General features: G+C 53.7%; 14 protein-coding genes. 5 read left to right on the top strand and 9 right to left on the bottom strand.

Translation table 11 applies throughout. The features are described 5' to 3' along the window. Positions 1-366: 366 nt before the first annotated feature. A complete protein-coding gene (locus ACX1CU_RS11165; protein ID WP_459402611.1) occupies positions 367-1,083 on the bottom strand; it encodes a hypothetical protein in 717 nt (238 codons plus the stop codon). A 278-nt stretch (positions 1,084-1,361) separates the two neighbouring features. Here ACX1CU_RS11165 and ACX1CU_RS11170 point away from each other — a divergent pair, with 278 nt between their 5' ends. The 3 genes from ACX1CU_RS11170 (at position 1,362) to araD (ending at position 3,382) form a co-directional block, all read left to right on the top strand. Further along, entirely contained in the window at positions 1,362-1,739 is a 378-nt protein-coding gene (locus ACX1CU_RS11170) for a DUF4354 family protein (protein ID WP_459402612.1), read from the top strand. 78 nt (positions 1,740-1,817) lie between these two features. Further along, a complete protein-coding gene (locus ACX1CU_RS11175; RefSeq protein ID WP_459402613.1) occupies positions 1,818-2,168 on the top strand; it encodes a hypothetical protein in 351 nt (116 codons plus the stop codon). A gap of 518 nt (positions 2,169-2,686) precedes the next feature. Beyond that, the gene (araD, locus tag ACX1CU_RS11180; RefSeq protein ID WP_459402614.1) at positions 2,687-3,382 is read left to right on the top strand and encodes an L-ribulose-5-phosphate 4-epimerase; all 696 of its coding nucleotides are present in this window, start codon (positions 2,687-2,689) and stop codon (positions 3,380-3,382) included. A 31-nt stretch (positions 3,383-3,413) separates the two neighbouring features. Here the strand turns inward: araD and ACX1CU_RS11185 are convergent, their stop codons facing one another. Genes ACX1CU_RS11185 through ACX1CU_RS11195 form a run of 3 tightly spaced genes read right to left on the bottom strand, consistent with a single transcriptional unit; the run spans position 3,414 to position 7,545 of the window. Then, positions 3,414-4,160, bottom strand: coding sequence for a DeoR family transcriptional regulator (locus ACX1CU_RS11185; protein ID WP_459402615.1), 747 nt, complete (start codon positions 4,158-4,160; stop codon positions 3,414-3,416). Between the two features lie 48 nt (positions 4,161-4,208). Beyond that, a complete protein-coding gene (locus tag ACX1CU_RS11190; protein WP_459402616.1) occupies positions 4,209-6,641 on the bottom strand; it encodes a formate C-acetyltransferase/glycerol dehydratase family glycyl radical enzyme in 2,433 nt (810 codons plus the stop codon). 4 nt (positions 6,642-6,645) lie between these two features. Next, on the bottom strand, positions 6,646-7,545 hold the full coding sequence (locus ACX1CU_RS11195; RefSeq protein ID WP_459402617.1) for a glycyl-radical enzyme activating protein: 900 nt from the start codon (positions 7,543-7,545) through the stop codon (positions 6,646-6,648). 148 nt (positions 7,546-7,693) lie between these two features. Between ACX1CU_RS11195 and fsa the strand changes: the two genes are divergently transcribed. After that, positions 7,694-8,359 (top strand): fructose-6-phosphate aldolase, encoded by a 666-nt coding sequence (gene fsa / locus ACX1CU_RS11200; protein ID WP_459402618.1) that lies wholly within the window; start codon positions 7,694-7,696, stop codon positions 8,357-8,359. A gap of 50 nt (positions 8,360-8,409) precedes the next feature. Here the strand turns inward: fsa and ACX1CU_RS11205 are convergent, their stop codons facing one another. From ACX1CU_RS11205 to ACX1CU_RS11215, 3 genes are all read right to left on the bottom strand, one after another. Next, complete coding sequence (locus ACX1CU_RS11205) at positions 8,410-10,476, bottom strand: carbon starvation CstA family protein (RefSeq protein WP_459402619.1); 2,067 nt, start codon at positions 10,474-10,476, stop codon at positions 8,410-8,412. Positions 10,477-10,695: 219 nt separating this feature from the next. Next, the gene (locus ACX1CU_RS11210; protein WP_459402620.1) at positions 10,696-12,630 is read right to left on the bottom strand and encodes an exoribonuclease II; all 1,935 of its coding nucleotides are present in this window, start codon (positions 12,628-12,630) and stop codon (positions 10,696-10,698) included. Between the two features lie 179 nt (positions 12,631-12,809). Beyond that, entirely contained in the window at positions 12,810-15,116 is a 2,307-nt protein-coding gene (locus ACX1CU_RS11215) for an FdhF/YdeP family oxidoreductase (protein WP_459402621.1), read from the bottom strand. Between the two features lie 186 nt (positions 15,117-15,302). Between ACX1CU_RS11215 and ACX1CU_RS11220 the strand changes: the two genes are divergently transcribed. Beyond that, entirely contained in the window at positions 15,303-16,199 is an 897-nt protein-coding gene (locus ACX1CU_RS11220) for a LysR family transcriptional regulator (protein WP_459402622.1), read from the top strand. An 88-nt stretch (positions 16,200-16,287) separates the two neighbouring features. Here ACX1CU_RS11220 and fabI read toward each other — a convergent pair whose 3' ends face one another. Both fabI and sapF read right to left on the bottom strand, forming a co-directional pair. After that, a complete protein-coding gene (gene fabI, locus ACX1CU_RS11225) occupies positions 16,288-17,076 on the bottom strand; it encodes an enoyl-ACP reductase FabI (RefSeq protein ID WP_459402623.1) in 789 nt (262 codons plus the stop codon). 24 nt (positions 17,077-17,100) lie between these two features. Then, on the bottom strand, positions 17,101-17,913 hold the full coding sequence (sapF, locus tag ACX1CU_RS11230; RefSeq protein ID WP_459402624.1) for a putrescine export ABC transporter ATP-binding protein SapF: 813 nt from the start codon (positions 17,911-17,913) through the stop codon (positions 17,101-17,103). Position 17,914: the final 1 nt, after the last annotated feature.

Raw genomic sequence — 17,914 nt, forward strand, 5'->3', positions numbered from 1 at the left:
GAAAGGGATGACGGAAGTACCTTACTGGCGTAACACTCTTCTAGTATAGGGGTTCTTACGATAGGCAGCATAGGGAAGAGCAGCCTAAGGCTTAGATGGTTGCAAAAATACAGGCACCGACCTGTCGGTGGAACGGATTATCAGTCATCAATATCGAAAGCCATGGTCAGGAGACTTTTATTTTTACGTAGTGCAATCTGATGAAAATTCACTCAGATTATGTGGATTGGGCGGATAGGCGCAGAAAACGCAGTCACTATTGTGACTGAGAATCCTGTGGTGATCGTTCCAGATAAAAATGGTAAGAAAGGAGAACAACGGAGGAAATTGCAAAATATTTAATCTGTGCCGATATCGGTATTGATACTATGAGGTTATAACCGTATTAAAACGATGAATACAGCTATTTTTATAAGAAGTGCCAGGTTCCCACTCATCATCTTTAAACACGACATTATTAATGCCAAATGCTGAGAGAGCGTCAACGGAATAGCTCCAACCTTTACAATTTAAATTATGCGTTTTAAGTATTTCTAAATGTCTTTCCGCGACTTGCCCATACGTCGTTGAAAGCTGATTTACCTTTATCTTTTTGAAAAAATCATTTTCTTGTTGAATCAAACCGGTTAGTAGCTGGATAAATCTTTCCCTATCCTCTACCTTTTTAGGTACTATTTCATCACTAAAACTTTGTGTAGCACCACCATGCCATCCCAGTTGACTACCTTTAGAAAGATATTTTGTTTTTCCAGCAGGAAAGATGTAGTTTGCACAGGAGGAAAAACAATAATTTTCCACCTGTACGTTCAACTGTTTGTCGAAAACAAATTCACCCAACTTCATTCCTGGAACAATATCGCCTCCGCGGCTATTGATAACAAGAGTAGTTGTATTATCACTTATTAATTTTTTAACTTTTTCATATCCAGATTGACTTATATCACCAGAGTAGTAAATTTTATCGCCTGAGGAAAATACTTTGGCTTTATCTTCACTCTCAATGACTGCGTTTTTATCATTGCACGCCGATAACAACACTATAAGTACTGTGGTTATAATGGGTAATGAATTTACTCTCTTCACAACGTTATCTCCTTTAAGGATTTTGAGGCGTCTACATTTACCTGCAACCTCATGTCAATTCAACAATTGACTTCTTTTTGTTTCGAATTTGTTTAGACAGATATGAAGGCTTTAATTAACCACAAAAATTTTTTCGGAGCAGAGCCATGGGAAAGCAATATCAAAAAACAGAATTTTACCTGACAACGCCTTAATGCGACAGAATCGTTAACCTACCGTTTAAATGATGTTAGCTATCATTCATCTCTCCAATAACAGTTAAATTAGAAGGTTCATCCATGAAAGCACTTCACCTGACTTTAGCCATGGGATTTGGTATTTTTAGCCTGCCAGCATTAGCTGGGAATGCAGAGAGCGTCGCTGTCTATTCCACACAGCAAAATCAAGGTTCCGCGGCTATTGGCAGTAAGGTTTTCCATACTAAAAGTTTCATTGTTTCCGTAGCTAACATGTCAGATAAAAATCTTGACCTTAGTAAATTATGCTTACAGGCATTTTCCTCTGATGGTAAGATTTTTAAACTTGACACTGTAGATGAAAAGCTTACTTCAGGGGGCTTAACACCAAAAGCTATGGTGAAGGGCGTAGCGGTGTTTGCTTCCTCAGACGAAAGTGTTTATAAAGCCTCGTTAGTAAAAGTAAGCGACAAGTGCTAATAAAATTTCTCACACCACGAAATGTTAGGGGTGCTTGTTTTTTAAATAGCCCCCTTAATATTAATAAAGTAAGTTTCTATGAAAAAATTATCAATTTCTATTTTCTCTGCAATTTTACTATCTGGCTGCTCAGCCACATGGGAACCAGTAGGAACCCCAACGGTTTCACTTCAAGATGCGAAGAGTATTTGTAATGATAAGGCATTATCTCAATATCCTGTCAAAAATGAAGTCGCTACAAGAAGCGTAGAGAAGCAAATCTCCTTAAAATGTAATAAGGGGAGCGTGGATTGTAATAGTAGTGGCTATAAGTATGAAAAAAAATTAGGTGTCGAGAGTTATTCCTTAGACGTTAATATAAACAGCAGAAAAAAAACGTTTTTGTCCTGTATGGAAAAAAATGGATGGGAAAATACAAACTGGCTATAAGTCGGATTTGATGTTCAAATATAGATCCCTCCAGTCTACAGGGGTTATTTTTTTAATGCGTAGCTAATGATTAGGTACTACGGAGAATGTCAATTAATAAAAATTCGCCTTAACACCAAATCAAGCAAAGCGGATTTTGCACAAAAAACATTCGGCCATTGGCTTGGACTTCGCCAGCAGCAGTGCTGGCGGCAAGATCTGGCTGGCCGCATTTGCAGTTTCTTGGGCATTATGCATTCAGGAATAAACGCTTCGTGATTGATTTGGAAACTATTTTAGCGGGAATTGACTGGGAGTAAGGCTTCCTATTTAGCATGTTGAACAAGTTCCGCAAGTTTGGGCGTACAACCCCAGTACAGGCATTAACCAGCAAACTGGCTTATGCGTACTTTCCCATTACCAGCAGCACATCCTTGCTCATCCAGCAGAACCCTACGTGGTCTTCAGCGATTTATGCCATACCTGCCTGCTGCTTGCCTGCCGACAATAGTCATAGGCCAAGCAACAAGGACAAACCGATGCTCAACGAACTCAAACAGCAGGTGCTGGAAGCCAATCTGGCGCTGCCGCGCCACCATCTGGTCACTTTTACCTGGGGCAACGTCAGTGCGGTAGATCGGCAACAGGGGCTGATGGTGATCAAACCCTCCGGCGTTGAGTATGACGTAATGCGCCGTGACGATATGGTGGTGGTGGAGTTGGAAAGCGGCAAAGTGGTGGAGGGCAGTAAAAAACCGTCGTCCGATAGCGATACCCACCGGGTGCTCTACCTGAATTTTGCCGCAGCGGGTGGGATTGTACATACCCATTCGCGCCATGCCACCATCTGGGCGCAGGCCGGGCTGGATATTCCCGCCTGGGGAACAACGCACGCGGATTATTTCTACGGTGATATTCCCTGCACCCGCCCAATGCATGAGGTGGAAATCAATGGCCGCTACGAATGGGAAACCGGGCGAGTGATCGTTGAGACCTTCGCTGAGCGCGGTTTGGATACGGCAGCGATCCCGGCAGTGCTTGTGCATTCGCACGGCCCGTTTGCCTGGGGTAAAGATGCCGACAGCGCGGTGCATAATGCCGTGGTGCTGGAAGAAGTGGCCTATATGGGGATTTTTTCACGCCAGTTGGCACCGGCGTTAGCCAATATGCAACAGACGCTGTTGGATAAACACTACCTGCGCAAGCACGGTAAACATGCCTATTACGGTCAATAATGCGGGGGCCGACTGGCCCCGTTTGGCGGTCTTATTCGTCGACCAGGTCTAACTGAATGCCCTGGCGCTTGAGCAAGTGCTGATAGTCGAGATCCAGCCGCGCATCGGTAATCACCCGGCCGATCTGGCTCATAGGATCCAGCGGATTGGGTTGGATCTGGCCGAATTTTGACGAGTCAGACAGCACGATGTTTTCCACCCCTTTGGCCAGTACCGCATTGACCACGTCGGCACGCATCATATCGCGGCCGGTGAAGCCGGTTTCGGCGTGGTAGCCATCAACCCCGATAAAGGCCTTACTGAAATGCACCTGCTGGATGCACATCCGCGTCAGTGGGCCGACCACGGTTTCGCTTTTCTTTTGGTACATCCCACCCAGCACGATCACCTCGCAATCGGTCTCTTTCAGCAGATGAGAGATGTAATGGCTGACGGTAATCAGCGTGATGTGTTTGCGTTCGGCAAGATAGCGGGCCAGCAGGGCGTTGGTGCTGCCGCTTTCGATAAAGATGGTTTCACCGTCATTGACCAGCGAAGCGGCATAGCGCGCCAGCTTCTGCTTGAGGATGAAATTGGACATCATGCGGGCATCGACGTCATCACTCTCCAGCGCCACCGCCGAGCCATGCACGCGTTTCAGATAGCTGCGTTTTTCCAACAGATTGAGATCCTGACGGATCGTCACCTCAGAAACGTCGGTAGCGCGTGCCAGTTCACTGACGCTGATGCGCCGACGATCGTTAACTAACTGCAATATGGTTTGTTGTCTTGAATTCATAGAGGCCTGATGTGCGGCTGCCGAGAGGCAGCCGCCAATATTCACGGATTAAAGAGTATGTTCGGTGCGCGCGATAATATCATCCTGTGCGTCTGGGGATAATGCGGTAAAGAAGGCAGAATATCCAGCCACTCGCACCACTAAATCACGATATTGGTCAGGATGTTGCTTCGCGGCCAGCAGCGTTTCCCTGGAGACAATATTGTACTGCACGTGCCAACCGTGATAGCTCTCGAAGAAGGTACGCAGCATCAGCATCAGTTTCTCGCGGTCACGCGGGTTTTCCAGCGTGGACGGGTTCAGCTTCTGGTTGAGCAGCACACCGCCAAGAATCGAGGCGGTCGGTAGTTTAGACAGCGAGTTGAACACCGCCGTTGGCCCCAAATGGTCGGTGCCTGACGCTGGGCTGGCCCCTTCCGCCAATGGCGTGTGGGCTTTACGGCCGTCTGGTGTCGCCATCGTCGCCGCGCCAAACGGCACGTTGGCGGAGATTGAAGAGGTTCCGGCATAGTAGGTACCGCCGATCGGGCCCCGGCCGAAACGGGTGTTGTGGTACTGCTTCAGTTCGTCGATGTAGGTCTGATAAGCGCGCACCAGCAACTGGTCAACATCATCCACATCGTTACCATATTTCGGTGCGGCGTTGATCAGCCGTTGACGCAGTTGCTCACCGTCCAGCCCGTCGAAGTCGTTGGCCAACGCCTGTGCCAACTGCTGCTGGCCGATGATCCCTTGTTCAAACACCAGCTTGCGTACCGCCGCCAGGCTGTTGCCGAGGTTGGCAATCCCTACCTGCAAACCGGAAACCCAGTCATATTTCGCGCCGCCTTGCTTGATGCTCTTGCCGCGCTCAATGCAGTCATCCACCAACGCGGAGCAGACGATATCGTGGGCATTTTCTTCCAGCACGGTATCCACCACGCATTCAATCTCGATCGACTTACGGGTGTAGTAGCGGATTTGCGTATCCCAAGCCTCCAGCACCTGATCAAATTGGCTGAAATTACCCTGTGAAAGCGCCAATTCTTGCGGCAGGAAAGTTTTGCCAGAGGTGGCATCACGCCCTTGCTCCAGCGCCGCCAGCATCACGCGGGCGAAGTTGATAAAGCTCATGCCGGTGCAGCGATAACCCCACTTGCCACCAACGGCGGTTTCGATGCAGCCGATAGCGGCGTAATCGTAGGCATCCTGCGGTTCTACCCCCAGTTTGATAAATTCCGGGATAACGATTTCATCGTTGTTGAACGCCGGCATACCAAAACCACAGCGGATCACCTGCACACAGGCATCAAGGAAGTCATTGCTGATCCCGGCGTGGTAACGCACGCTGAGGTTGGGCTGGGTGGATCGCAGGCGGCCACAGGACTCCAGAATGGTGTAAGACAGCGGGTTGACCGCATCCGTTGGCTTGCCGTTTACCAGTTTCTGGCCACCGATGGTGACGTTCTGATACAGCGGGCTACCGGCCGAGGCTTTGGAGTGCGAACCGGAACGGATCTTGTTCACTTCCAGCAGCTTCAGCCAGCAGCTGTGCAACATCTCAATAGCTTTTTCGCGCGGCAGGCTTTGTTCCAGTTCGACATCGCGGCGATACCACGGGTAGAGGTACTGATCGAGACGGCCAAAGGACACCGAGTGGCCGTTGGATTCAATCTGCAACATCAACTGGATGAAGTAGCACAGCTGTAGCGCCTGCCAGAAGGTCTGCGGTGGCTGATGGGCGATCAGCTCGCAGTTGGCGGCCATGGTCAACAACTCTTCACGGCGCCAGATGGGGCTCTCTTCCTGTGCCATCTCGCGGGCCAGCAGGGCGAAGCGCAGAATATGTTCGCTCAGCGCAGCCAAGGAAATATCGATGGCTTTCAGGAACTGCTCTTTATGCAGATCGTCCCAGTCGGTCAGATGCAGGCGGCTACGGCGTTCGGTGACCTTGTCACGCAGGCCGTCCAGGCCTTTTTCCAGCAACAGCGGGAAGTTGACCGCCAGATGCGCATCGCCGGAGGTCATGTTGCCTTCCGCCTTGATGATCCCGGTCGCCAGCAGCGCTTTTTGCTCATCGGTAAATATGCCGTAGCAGCGATCCTGCACCGTTTGGCCGCGCCACCACGGGCACAGCTTGTGTAAGATCGCCTTGTTCTCTTCGCTGACGGAAAAACCCGCGCCGGGGCGATCGGCCAGTTCGTCAATTTCGCTTTCGATCCAACTGACGGTGTATTCCGGGAAGATTGGCGCAGCACGCAGCTCGCTGGCCTGGTTGCCGATAATCAGCTCATCGTTTTTGATCCAGATGGTGCGTTTTGCCAGGTGGTTGGCCAGCGCCAATGCGCGCCGTACCGGCAGCGGTTTATCCTGGTGCTGCTGGTAGCTTTCGGTGTAATGCTGTGCGCGTTCGGTGCAGACCGGCGGTTTAACAATATGGATCAGCGCATTCTTGTGCGCCCGGGTACGTTCGGTCAGGGTAGTCAGATCCAGCGTTGTCATAATGTTATCCTCGTAAAATGGCGGTCAAGCCTTTGGCGCTGGCGTAATCTTCGGCATAGGCCAGCAGTTCAGGATCGTCTAGTGGGGTACGGGAAGCGTGATAAGGCGCACCGAGCAGGTGGTATTTATTGATGCCCAGCGTGTGGTACGGTAAAAAATGAATCTCTTTCACACCAACTTCGTCGGCGGCAAAGTCGGTAATGGCGCGGATCGAAGCACGGTCGGCGTTAAACTCAGGGATCAGCGGCACCCGCACGGTGATCTCGGTGCCTGCTGCGGCTAAACGGCGGAAGTTATCCATCACCCGCTTGGCGGAACCGTCGGTCCATTGCTTAAAACGCACTTCGTCAACGTGCTTGAGGTCGGCCAGCATCAGATCGAGCCAGGGCAGCGACGGCGCAATGTACGACCAGGGGGTATGCAGGCAGGATTCCACCGCCGTATGAATACCGGCTTCGCGGCCGCGTTTGAGCAGGGCTGCGGCGATCTCCGGTTGCATAAAGGGTTCACCGCCAGAAAGCGTCAGGCCACCGCCGGTACGCAAATAATAGGGTTTATCGCGCAGCACTTCGGCCATCACGGCGTCGAGATCGAGCGCGCTGCCGCAAACGCTCAGAGCGCCGGTAGGGCAACAGCCGTTCAAAGCATCATAGTCGGCGGCGCTGAGCAGTGTACGTTGAATGGTCAGGGACTCTGGCGTGCGCGTAATAGCGTGCGGGCAACGTTCGCTGCACAGGGTGCAGCCTGCCAGGCACAGGCGTTCATCGAACAGCAATTCCTGCTGGCGTGAGCGGCTTTCCGGGTTCTGGCACCAGCGGCAACCCAGGGAGCACCCCTTAAGGAACACCACGCTGCGGATGCCTGGGCCGTCATGTGTAGAATAGCGCTGCAGATTGAAAAGCATTGTTCACCTGTGAAGTTAGGTTATCTTCTTACGTAAATTAAATATCTTTCGAATGAAGCTTGTATTGATTTTAATCAAATAGCGAAGGCCTTTTTGCCTTATTATGATGAGAGTTTGAATTTGTTCGCAAAATAATCAGGAGACCGACATGGAGCTTTATCTCGATACCGCCGATGTCACCGCAGTGAAACGTCTGGCGCGGGTGCTGCCGCTGCACGGTGTGACCACCAACCCCAGCATTGTGGCTAAAGAACGTAAACCGATTTGGGAAGTGCTGCCCGCTCTGCGCGATGCCCTTGGCGGCACCGGCAAGCTGTTTGCGCAGGTGATGGCCAGCGACGCGGAGCGCATGGTGGCAGAAGCGGTTCTGTTGAATCAGCGAGTGCCGGGGCTGGTAGTGAAGATCCCGGTTACCGCAGAAGGCCTAGCGGCTATCAAGAAGCTGAAGGCGATGTCGATCCCCACGCTAGGAACGGCGGTTTACGGCGCAGGTCAAGGATTGCTGGCGGCGCTGGCGGGGTCGGAATATGTCGCACCTTACGTTAACCGTCTCGATGCGCAGGGCGGTGACGGCATTGCAATGGTGCATGAGCTGCAACAGTTGCTCAATTTGCATGCCCCGCACGCCAAAGTGCTGGCAGCCAGCTTCAAAACGCCGCGTCAGGCGCTGGAGTGCCTGCTGGCGGGTTGTCAGTCGATTACTTTACCGGTAGACGTGGCTGAGCAGTTTATTGGCACACCGGCGGTGCAGGCGGCGGTAGAGAAGTTTGAACAGGATTGGCAGGGTGCTTTTGGTACTACGCTGTTAAGCTGAGTGGGTAATGGGCGGCGCTAAGCCGCCCATCATCTTCACATCTACTACCTTCAGATACGTCCAGTCTCCTCACGCAGTACGATCTCACTTTCCCGTACCGTCGGCGTGCTCGAATTCATTGCGCGGCGGATCACCAAGAAAGCGGAAACCAGCATGGTGACCGCAACCAGCATAAAGAAGGCACACAGCGCGGCGTTAATCTGGTTGCTGAACACGATGGTTTCCATGTCTTTCAGCGATTTCGCCGGGGCGATCAGCGTACCTTGCTCAATCCCGGCAGAGAATTTCTTCGCCTGCGCCAGGAAGCCAATGCTCGGTTTTTCGTGGAAGATTTTCTGCCAGCCAGCGGTCATTGAGGTAATGAACAGCCAGATGGTCGGCAGAATGGTCACCCAGGCGTAGCGCTGCTTCTTCATTTTGAACAGCACCACGGTACCTAGGATCAGCGCCATTGAGGCCAGCATCTGGTTACCGATGCCGAACAGCGGCCACAGGGTGTTAATGCCCCCCAACGGATCAACCACCCCTTGATAAACGAAGAAGCCCCAACCGGAGACCGCAACGGTGGTTCCTGCCAGGTTGCCGATCCATGAACGGTTATTAGCCAAGCGTGGAATGGCGATGCCCACCAGATCCTGCACCATAAAGCGGCAGGCGCGGGTACCGGCATCGACGGCGGTCAGAATAAACAGCGCTTCAAACAGAATGGCGAAGTGATACCAGAAGGCCATCATGGCCCGGCTGTTAAACACTTCGGTGATGATATGCGCCATCCCAACGGCGAAGGTAGGGGCACCACCGGCGCGCGACAGGACTGAGTTCTCACCTACATCTTTGGCGATCTGCGTCAGCATTTCGGGGGTCACCATAAAGCCCCAACCGTTGATCACCTGAGCGGCACTTTCTGCCGTGGTGCCGATCAGCGCCGCCGGGGAGTTCATGGCGAAGTAAACGCCTGGGTCGATCACCGAGGCACAGATCAGCGCCATGATGGCAACGAATGACTCCATCAGCATTGCGCCATAGCCGATAAAACGGATATGGCTCTCACGCTCGATCAGTTTCGGCGTGGTGCCGCTGGAAACCAGGGCGTGGAAGCCGGAAATGGCCCCACAGGCAATGGTGATAAACAGGAACGGGAACAGTGAACCGGCAAATACCGGGCCGCTACCATCGATAAAGCGCGACACCGCCGGCATTTTCATTTCCGGCATGGCGAACACAATACCCACCGCCAGCCCGACGATCACGCCGATCTTCAGGAAAGTAGACAGATAATCACGCGGTGCCAGCAGCAGCCACACCGGCAGCACCGAAGCGATAAAGCCATAAATCACCAGCACCCAGGTCAGAGTGGTACCGTGCAGGGTAAAGAACGGGCCCCAATAGGGATGCTGCGCCACATTACCGCCGTAGATAATCGCCGCCATCATCAGCACAAAACCAAACAGCGAGACTTCGGCAATTTTACCTGGGCGGATAAAGCGCATGTAAACGCCCATAAACAGCGCGATAGGAATGGTAGCGGCAATGGTAAACAGGCCCCACGGGCTATCTGCCAGCGCTTTCACCACCACCAGAGCCAGCGCAGACAGAATGATGATCATCACCCCTAACGCACCGAGCATGGTGATCACCCCGGCAAAGGTCCCCAGCTCCTGCTTGGCCATTTCACCAAGAGAGCGCCCGTCGCGGCGGGTGGAGATAAACAGGATCAAAAAGTCCTGCACCGCACCGGCCATCATTACGCCGACCAGGATCCAGATAGTACCCGGCAAGAAACCCATCTGCGCGGCCAGGATCGGCCCAACCAGCGGGCCAGCACCGGCAATGGCGGCAAAGTGGTGGCCGAACAGCACCCATTTGTTGGTGGGAACATAGTCCAGACCATCGTTATGGCGTTCCGCCGGGGTCAACCGGCGATCGTCCAGTTCAAACACATTTTTGGCAATAAACAGGCTGTAGAAGCGATAAGCAATGCTGTAGCAGGAGACGGCGGCGATCACTAACCAGACCGCGTTGACGGGCTCTCCACGGCTAAGTGCCAGCATGGCGAAAGCGAAGGCACCGAGCAACGCCACCGCAAGCCAGATAATGCCGGACTTGACGTTTTTCATGTTTAACAACTCCTTGTTATGCAGAGGTAGGTAAAGGTCATGTTTTTTAAGTGAAAGTGAGCGGTAGGTTAAAAATAGGGATTTTAAACGTGAAGAGAAGTCGATCAGATGAAAAGTGTGAACTCAGCGGGGGTTTAGCAACAAACATCAAGAAATGGGGCAATGCGGGCAATAAAAAAGGGCGATACCGCAGTATCGCCCTGATGGCTATTCGTACCGTCAGGCTACCGGTTTGGCAATCACGCTGCGGGTTTCCATACGCACTTCGGCGATGTTGACCTGTAGAGTATCGCTTTGGCGATAAACCATTTCGCCTTTCACCTGCACCATGCCGGTTTCCTGGCTACACACCAGTTCATCACGCACTGCATGAATGAACGGGGCAGGGATAAAGGCCACCGCGCCGTTTTCCAGCAGGCGCACACGCAGGCCGCCGCGGGTCACGTCGATGATTTCCGCCGTGAAGCGTTCATCGGTGCCTGCCTTGTCTTTCAGGAAGCGAGCATACAGCCAGTCGCCAACATCGCGTTCGGCCATGCGGTTCAGGCGGCGGCGTTCAGCCAGTTGCACAGTCACTTCGTCCTGCGGCTTACTGGCCGCTTGCTCGCTGATAATGGCTTTCAGCAGGCGATGGTTGACCATATCGCCGTATTTACGGATTGGCGACGTCCAGGTGGCATAGGCTTCCAGCCCCAGGCCAAAGTGCGGGCCAGGAGCGGTGCTGATCTCAGCAAAAGTCTGGAAGCGACGAATGCGGCTGTCCAAGAACTGAGTGGGCTGCGCATCGAGATGACGGCGCAGTTCGCAGAACCCGTCCAGCGTCAGCAGTTTTTCCGCTTCGGCTTCAACGGCGTTGGTCTGTAACACGCTAACCGCCTGCTCAACCAGCGCCGGGTCGAAACCGGTATGCACGTTGTAGATGCCAAAGCCAAGGCGATCGCGCAGCACAATCGCGGCACAAACGTTGGCGGCAATCATGCACTCTTCAACAATACGGTTAGCGGTGCGGCGCTGTTCGGTGATGATGTCCAGCACTTCACCTTTTTCACCGAGCACAAAGCGGTAGTCCGGGCGATCTTTAAACACCAGCGCGTGCTGGTGGCGCCAGGCATTACGGTTATCGCACACTTTTTTGAGCAAGGTGATCTGCTGCGCGATGACTTCGCTTGGCGGCTGCCAACCGGCAATGCCGTCCAGCCAGTCAGAGACTTCGTCATAAACCAGCTTGGCTTTGGACTCGATCTCGGCGGCAAAGAAGTGGATATCATTGCTCAAAGCACCGTCTGCGGCGATCGTCACGCGGCAAGCCAACACCGGGCGGCGCTCATTCGGGCGCAGCGAACACAGGTTGTCGGACAGATCGCGCGGCAGCATCGGAATATTGAAGCCCGGCAGGTAGTTGGTGAAAGCGCGCTTGCGGGCGATATCATCCAGATTACTGCCTTGCTCGACGTAAGCGGTCGGATCGGCAATGGCGATGGTCAACTGCAATGTGCCGTCGCCGTTATCCTGCACGTGCAGCGCATCGTCCATATCTTCGGTGCTGGCGCTGTCGATGGTGACAAAATCCAGCGCGGTCAGATCTTCACGCGGCAGAGCGGCGTCATGCTCGCTGATGGCGACCATGTCTGGTGCTTCTTTTTCCAGATTATGGCGCGCCAGCGTCACCCACCAAGGGGCGAAATGGTCTTCAGCGTCGGTAATGAACTGGGTCAGATCGGCATAAAAACCGCGATCGCCCTTCAAAGGATGGCGGCGCATTTCTGCCACCGCCCAGTCACCGGCCTTGAAGGCATGAGTGACGTCATGCACTGGACGACACTGAATCGCGTCTTTCAGCAATGGATGGTCGGGCACGATGGACAGACGATCGTCTTTCTTCTGCACGCGGCCGACAAAGCGCGACAGGAATGGCTCAACCAGGGTTTCTGGCTCAGCGATCTCGCGATCTTTTTCGGTATGCAGGGTGGCGACGATACGATCCCCATGCATGACTTTTTTCATGTACGGCGGCGGAATAAAATAACTCTTCTGACCGTCGACTTCTAAAAAGCCAAAACCTTTCTCAGTCCCTTTTACTACGCCTTCAACACGCGGGGTTTGAGAGTGAAGTTGCTGTTTAAGCTGCGCCAGCAGCGGGTTATCTTGAAACATATCGTCCAGTGAATGGGTTGTGAGTGGCAAGATTTGCGGCAGACAGTTTTACGCGAATCACCTGCTGTGGGCAAGCCTAACGTCACGATTTCACCGCGTTGATGTGGGATAATTTGCCGGATCGACCAAGAACAAGTCATTGGCAAACCATGGTTTTCAGCCATGGTTTGCCATCAAGGTCAGGCGATGCGCCATGCAGGTGCGCTGGCACAGCGGCGGATCGTTACCGGAATGGATTTAGAGGTCGGCGTACCGGTGCCATCACCAAAGCTATCCAAGGGGACCAACGGATTGGTTTCCGGATAATAGGCCGCCAGATTACCCCGGGGGATAGCGTAGCTGACCAGCTTGAAGCCGCTGACTTTCCTCACCACGCCGTCATGCCACAGGGTTTCAATTTCCACCAACTCGCCATCGTTCAGGCCGAGTTCTGCCAGGTCTTCCGGGTGGATAAACAACACTTCCCGCTGACCATAGACCCCGCGATAGCGGTCATCCAGCCCATAAATGGTGGTGTTGTACTGATCGTGTGAACGCAGGGTCTGTAGCGTAAAAGGTGCCCGTTCTGTGCCCTGATGTGAGAACAGCGTCTCCGGCAACGCCGCGGCGCTGAACTGTGCCTTGCCGCTTGGCGTGGCAAAACGTAGCTCCGCAGCGGCATTGCCCAGATAGAAACCACCGGGCTGTTCGCAACGCTGGTTGAAATGGTCAAAGCCGGGGAGGGTGGCCTGAATATGATCGCGGATCAGCGAATAGTCATTAGCCAATTCCAGCCAGTCCAGCTTTTCGCTGCCCAGCACCGCATCGGCAATACCGCAGACAATGGCGGTTTCCGAACGTTGCGTCTCTGCTAACGGTCTGCCGATGCCTTCCGAGGCATGCACCATACTGAAAGAGTCCTCAACCGTAATGAACTGTGGGCCGCTGGCTTGCAGATCCAGTTCGGTGCGCCCCAAGGCGGGCAGAATCAACGCTTCTTTTCCGGTGATCAGATGGCTGCGGTTCAGCTTGGTGCTGATATGCACCGTCAGATCGCAGTTGCGCAGGGCCTGTGCGGTGCGCTTGGTATCCGGCGCCGCTGCCGCCAGGTTACCGCCGAGCGCCAGCAGTACTTTGACCTCACCACGCAGCATGGCCTCGATCGCTTCTACCGTGTTATTCCCGGCCTCGCGGCGCGGGGTGAAGCCGAAATGCTGTTCCAGGCTGTCGAGCAGCGCTTTGGGCGCTTTTTCATCGATGCCCATGGTGCGATTGCCTTGCACATTGCTATGGCCGCGCACCGGGCACAATCCTGCCCCCGGCTTGCCCAGTTGGCCGAACAGCAGTTGCAGATTGGTGATTTCGCGTACCGTTGCCACCGAGTGTTTATGCTGGGTGATCCCCATCGCCCAGGTACAGATCACGCGCTTAGCACTCTGATAAATGGCCGCCGCCTGGCGCAATTGGCTCTCGCTCAGGCCAGATTGCTGGGTAATGTGCGGCCAATTGGTTGCATCCACCTGTGCCAGATACTCTTCAACGCCGACGCAGTGCTGCTCGATAAAGTCCTGGTCGAATAGCCCGGTTTTACCTTCTGCCAGCCGCTGGCGATGTGTCTCCAACAAGGCTTTCACTATGCCGCGCACCGCAGCCAGATCTCCACCGAGGTTGGGCTGGAAATAGGCCGAGCTGATAGGAGAAGATTTCGGCGTCAGCATCTGCAATGGGTTCTGCGGATCGGCAAAACGCTCCAGCCCACGTTCGCGCAGCGTATTAAAGCTGACGATGCGCGCACCGCGGACGGCTGCCTGCTTCAGGCTGTGCAGCATGCGTGGGTGATTGGTGCCCGGATTCTGACCAAACACAAAAATGGCATCGGCCTGCTCGAAATCCTCCATGCGGATGGTGCCTTTACCGACGCCAATGCTTTGCTTGAGGCCGACGCCGCTGGCTTCGTGACACATATTGGAACAGTCGGGGAAGTTGCTGGTGCCCAGCATGCGGCCAAACAGTTGATAAAGATAAGACGCCTCGTTGCTGGTGCGGCCGGAGGTATAAAGTTCGATCTGATTAGGGTTATCCATTTGGTGGATATGCTGAGCAATCAAGGCAAAAGCCGCTGGCCAACTGATGGGCTGATAGCGATCGCTGATCGAGTCATAACGCATCGGGTGGGTAAGGCGTCCCTGATACTCCAGAAAATAGTCGCTCTGTTGCAACAGTTTACTGACGCTGTGGGTAGCGAAAAAGGCCGGTTCAACCGCATTGCGCGTGGCTTCCCAACTGACCGCTTTGGCCCCATTTTCACAGAAACTGAAAGTGCTGTGGTTATCGTCGCCCCAGGCGCAGCCAGGGCAATCGAAACCGCGAGCTTTGTTAATGCGCATCAGGTTACGCAGGTTTTGCAGCGGTTGTTTACTGTCGAACACATAGCGGGTGGTGGCTTCCAACGAGCCCCAGCCACCCGCCGCGCCGCGATAAGGCTTGATTGACGGTTTGAATTTCATGGTTTTCTTCGCAGGTGATCATTGTTATTAAAAAGTAAGCGCCTTTTTAAACGCTTTGAGTGTTTATGTCACAAGCTTAGGAGGGCGTAGGCGGGGCGTCTAATCGAATGAAGCAATGACGGCATAGAGGGCATTTATCGCCAGAATGATATACTTCAACGCAGAACTTTTCTTCTAGGCCACTACATGGATATTAAGCAACTGATTTACCTGTGTAATCTTGAGCGAGAACGCCACTTTGGCCGCGCGGCAGAGGCCAGCTTCGTTAGCCAGCCAACGTTATCCATGCGGCTGAAAAACCTGGAAAAAGAGCTGGGTGTGGCGTTGATCAATCGGGGTAACAATTTCGAAGGATTTACCGCTGAAGGTGAACGCGTGCTGGTGTGGGCACGGGAAATTGTTTCGGTTTATCAGGGGCTGAAACTGGAGGTGGAATCGCTCAAGCACGGCCTGAACGGCACGTTGCGCCTGGGGACCGTGCCGCAGTGCAGTATTTCACTGGCGCAATTGCTGAAAGCGGTCAATGAGCGTTATCCACAGCTGGATTATCGGGTGGCGGTGATGAGTGCCGATCAACTGCTGGAAGAGCTGACCGCCCACACGGTGGATATCGGTATTGGCTTCTTTGAGGTTTCCACCCTCAAGGAACTGCATTTCCAGTCACAACCGCTGGCAGATAGCGGGGTGGAACTGGTGTTTCATCCGCAGCATTTTCCTGAACTGGCTGGCGATATTCCGCTGGTGCTGGACGCCGTGGCGGCATTGCCGCTGTGCCTGGCTGAGCCGACACGCTATTTCCGCCGTCATCTTGATCAACACTTTCGCGATGCCGGTCTTGCGGCGCACGTTCGTCTGGAAAGTACGTCAATTTTCCAACTGTTGCAGGGGATTTTTGTCGGATTGGGCTGCGGGCTGTTCCCCAGCGGCAGCCTGTTGCAGGACATGACGCCACAGCTGCAACGGCGGGCGGTTGCTATGCCACCGATGGCGCGTCATGCCGCGTTGGTGATTGCCGAACCGGGCCGCGCAACCCCGCTGGCGCAGCATTTCTTTGATGCGGCGCAGGAGTGGCTGCTGCAATAAGTTTTTAAGGTGACAATGTCACTTTTATTGTGGCGAAGAAATCGTGGGGGCAAACAAAGCAGGGCTGAAACTGTTCAGCCCTGTTGAATTATTTCAGCTCCAGCTCATTCATCGCAGCAATGCTGAAACCGCCGTCAACGTGCACGATCTCACCGGATATACCGGCCGCCAGGTTGGAACACAAGAAGGCGGCGGTGTTACCCACGTCCTCGGTGGTGACGGTACGGCGAATCGGCGTCACGGTCTCGCAATGGGCCAACATCTTGCGGAAGTCTTTGATGCCGGATGCGGCCAGCGTGCGGATCGGCCCGGCGGAGATGCCGTTAACCCGTACCCCTTCAGGCCCCATGGCATTAGCCATATAGCGCACGTTGGCTTCCAATGAGGCTTTCGCCAAGCCCATCACGTTATAGTTGGGAATTGCACGTTCTGCCCCGAGATAAGACAGCGTCAACAATGCCGAATTAGCGTTGAGCATGGTGCGGCAGGCCTTGGCCATTGCCACAAAACTGTAGGAACTGATGTCGTGGGCGATGGCAAAACCTTCGCGCGTCACGGCGTTAACGTAATCGCCATCCAACTGATCCGCCGGGGCGTAACCGATCGAGTGGACGAAACCATCAAACGTTGGCCAGCGTTGCCCTAACTCAGCAAACATGGCGCTGATGCTTGCATCCTGCGCCACGTCGCATTCCAGTATCAGGTCAGAGCCCAATGCCGCAGCGAATTCTGCCACGCGCGGTTGGAGTTTGTCATTCTGGTAGGTGAAAGCCAGTTCGGCACCTTCACGATGCATGGCCTGCGCAATACCAAAAGCGATGGAAAGTTTGCTGGCAACGCCGGTGATCAGAATACGTTTGCCGGTTAAAAAGCCCATATACCGTTATCCTTTAGGTTTATTTCAGAACCTGCCGCCGTCACGCCGCCAGGCATCGGCGGTCAGTGCTTCACCAAAATGGCTGGCGATCAGGCGCTTGGTGAGTTCGTGCAGCGGAGCCGCCAGCACCTCGGCCGTGCTGCCACGCTCAACGATTTCACCCTCATGCATCACCATCACCTGATCGCTGATATGCTTCATCATACCCAGATGCTGAGTGACATAAATATATGATATACCGTGCTTTTCCTGTAATTCCAGCATCAGGTTAATGATTTGTGAACGCATCGACATATCCAGCGATGCCAGCGCTTCATCGGCGATGATCACCTGGGGTTGCAGGATCAGCGCACGCGCCAGGGCGACGCGCTGTTTCTGACCGGAGGCGAGCATATGCGGATAATAATAGGCGTGGTCCGGCAGCATACCCACTTGGCGCAGAGTCTGGTTGATGCGCACTTCGCGATCGGCGGCTTGCAGATCGGTATTCAACCGCAGCGGTGCATCGAGCAACTGGCCTATACGCTGGCGTGGATTGAGCGAGGTGCTGGGATCTTGGAAGATCATCCGAATACGCTGGCTGCGGTAGCGATAATCGCCAAATTCCAGCGGGTGATTGCCAATCAATACCTCACCGGAAGAGGGTTCGATCATGCCGGAAAGCATTTTCGCCAAAGTTGATTTGCCAGAGCCGTTCTCACCGATGATTGCCAGCGTCTGGCGTTCGCGCAGGGTAAAGCTGACGGACTTCACCGCCTCTACATGCTGGTTGCGGAACAGCCCGGTGCGATAACGGTAAGTTTTGGTCAGATTGCGCACTTCCAACAACGAATCCATG

Source organism: Serratia sp. D1N4, from assembly GCF_054552755.1.

Coding starts and splice junctions, on each gene's coding strand:
- ACX1CU_RS11190 (WP_459402616.1), bottom strand. CDS start 6,641: ATGACAACGCTGGATCTGACTACCCTGACCGAACGTACCCGGGCGCAC.
- ACX1CU_RS11215 (WP_459402621.1), bottom strand. CDS start 15,116: ATGAAATTCAAACCGTCAATCAAGCCTTATCGCGGCGCGGCGGGTGGC.
- sapF (WP_459402624.1), bottom strand. CDS start 17,913: ATGGATTCGTTGTTGGAAGTGCGCAATCTGACCAAAACTTACCGTTAT.
- fsa (WP_459402618.1), top strand. CDS start 7,694: ATGGAGCTTTATCTCGATACCGCCGATGTCACCGCAGTGAAACGTCTG.
- ACX1CU_RS11185 (WP_459402615.1), bottom strand. CDS start 4,160: ATGAATTCAAGACAACAAACCATATTGCAGTTAGTTAACGATCGTCGG.
- ACX1CU_RS11170 (WP_459402612.1), top strand. CDS start 1,362: ATGAAAGCACTTCACCTGACTTTAGCCATGGGATTTGGTATTTTTAGC.
- fabI (WP_459402623.1), bottom strand. CDS start 17,076: ATGGGCTTTTTAACCGGCAAACGTATTCTGATCACCGGCGTTGCCAGC.
- ACX1CU_RS11205 (WP_459402619.1), bottom strand. CDS start 10,476: ATGAAAAACGTCAAGTCCGGCATTATCTGGCTTGCGGTGGCGTTGCTC.
- ACX1CU_RS11210 (WP_459402620.1), bottom strand. CDS start 12,630: ATGTTTCAAGATAACCCGCTGCTGGCGCAGCTTAAACAGCAACTTCAC.
- ACX1CU_RS11195 (WP_459402617.1), bottom strand. CDS start 7,545: ATGCTTTTCAATCTGCAGCGCTATTCTACACATGACGGCCCAGGCATC.
- araD (WP_459402614.1), top strand. CDS start 2,687: ATGCTCAACGAACTCAAACAGCAGGTGCTGGAAGCCAATCTGGCGCTG.
- ACX1CU_RS11220 (WP_459402622.1), top strand. CDS start 15,303: ATGGATATTAAGCAACTGATTTACCTGTGTAATCTTGAGCGAGAACGC.
- ACX1CU_RS11175 (WP_459402613.1), top strand. CDS start 1,818: ATGAAAAAATTATCAATTTCTATTTTCTCTGCAATTTTACTATCTGGC.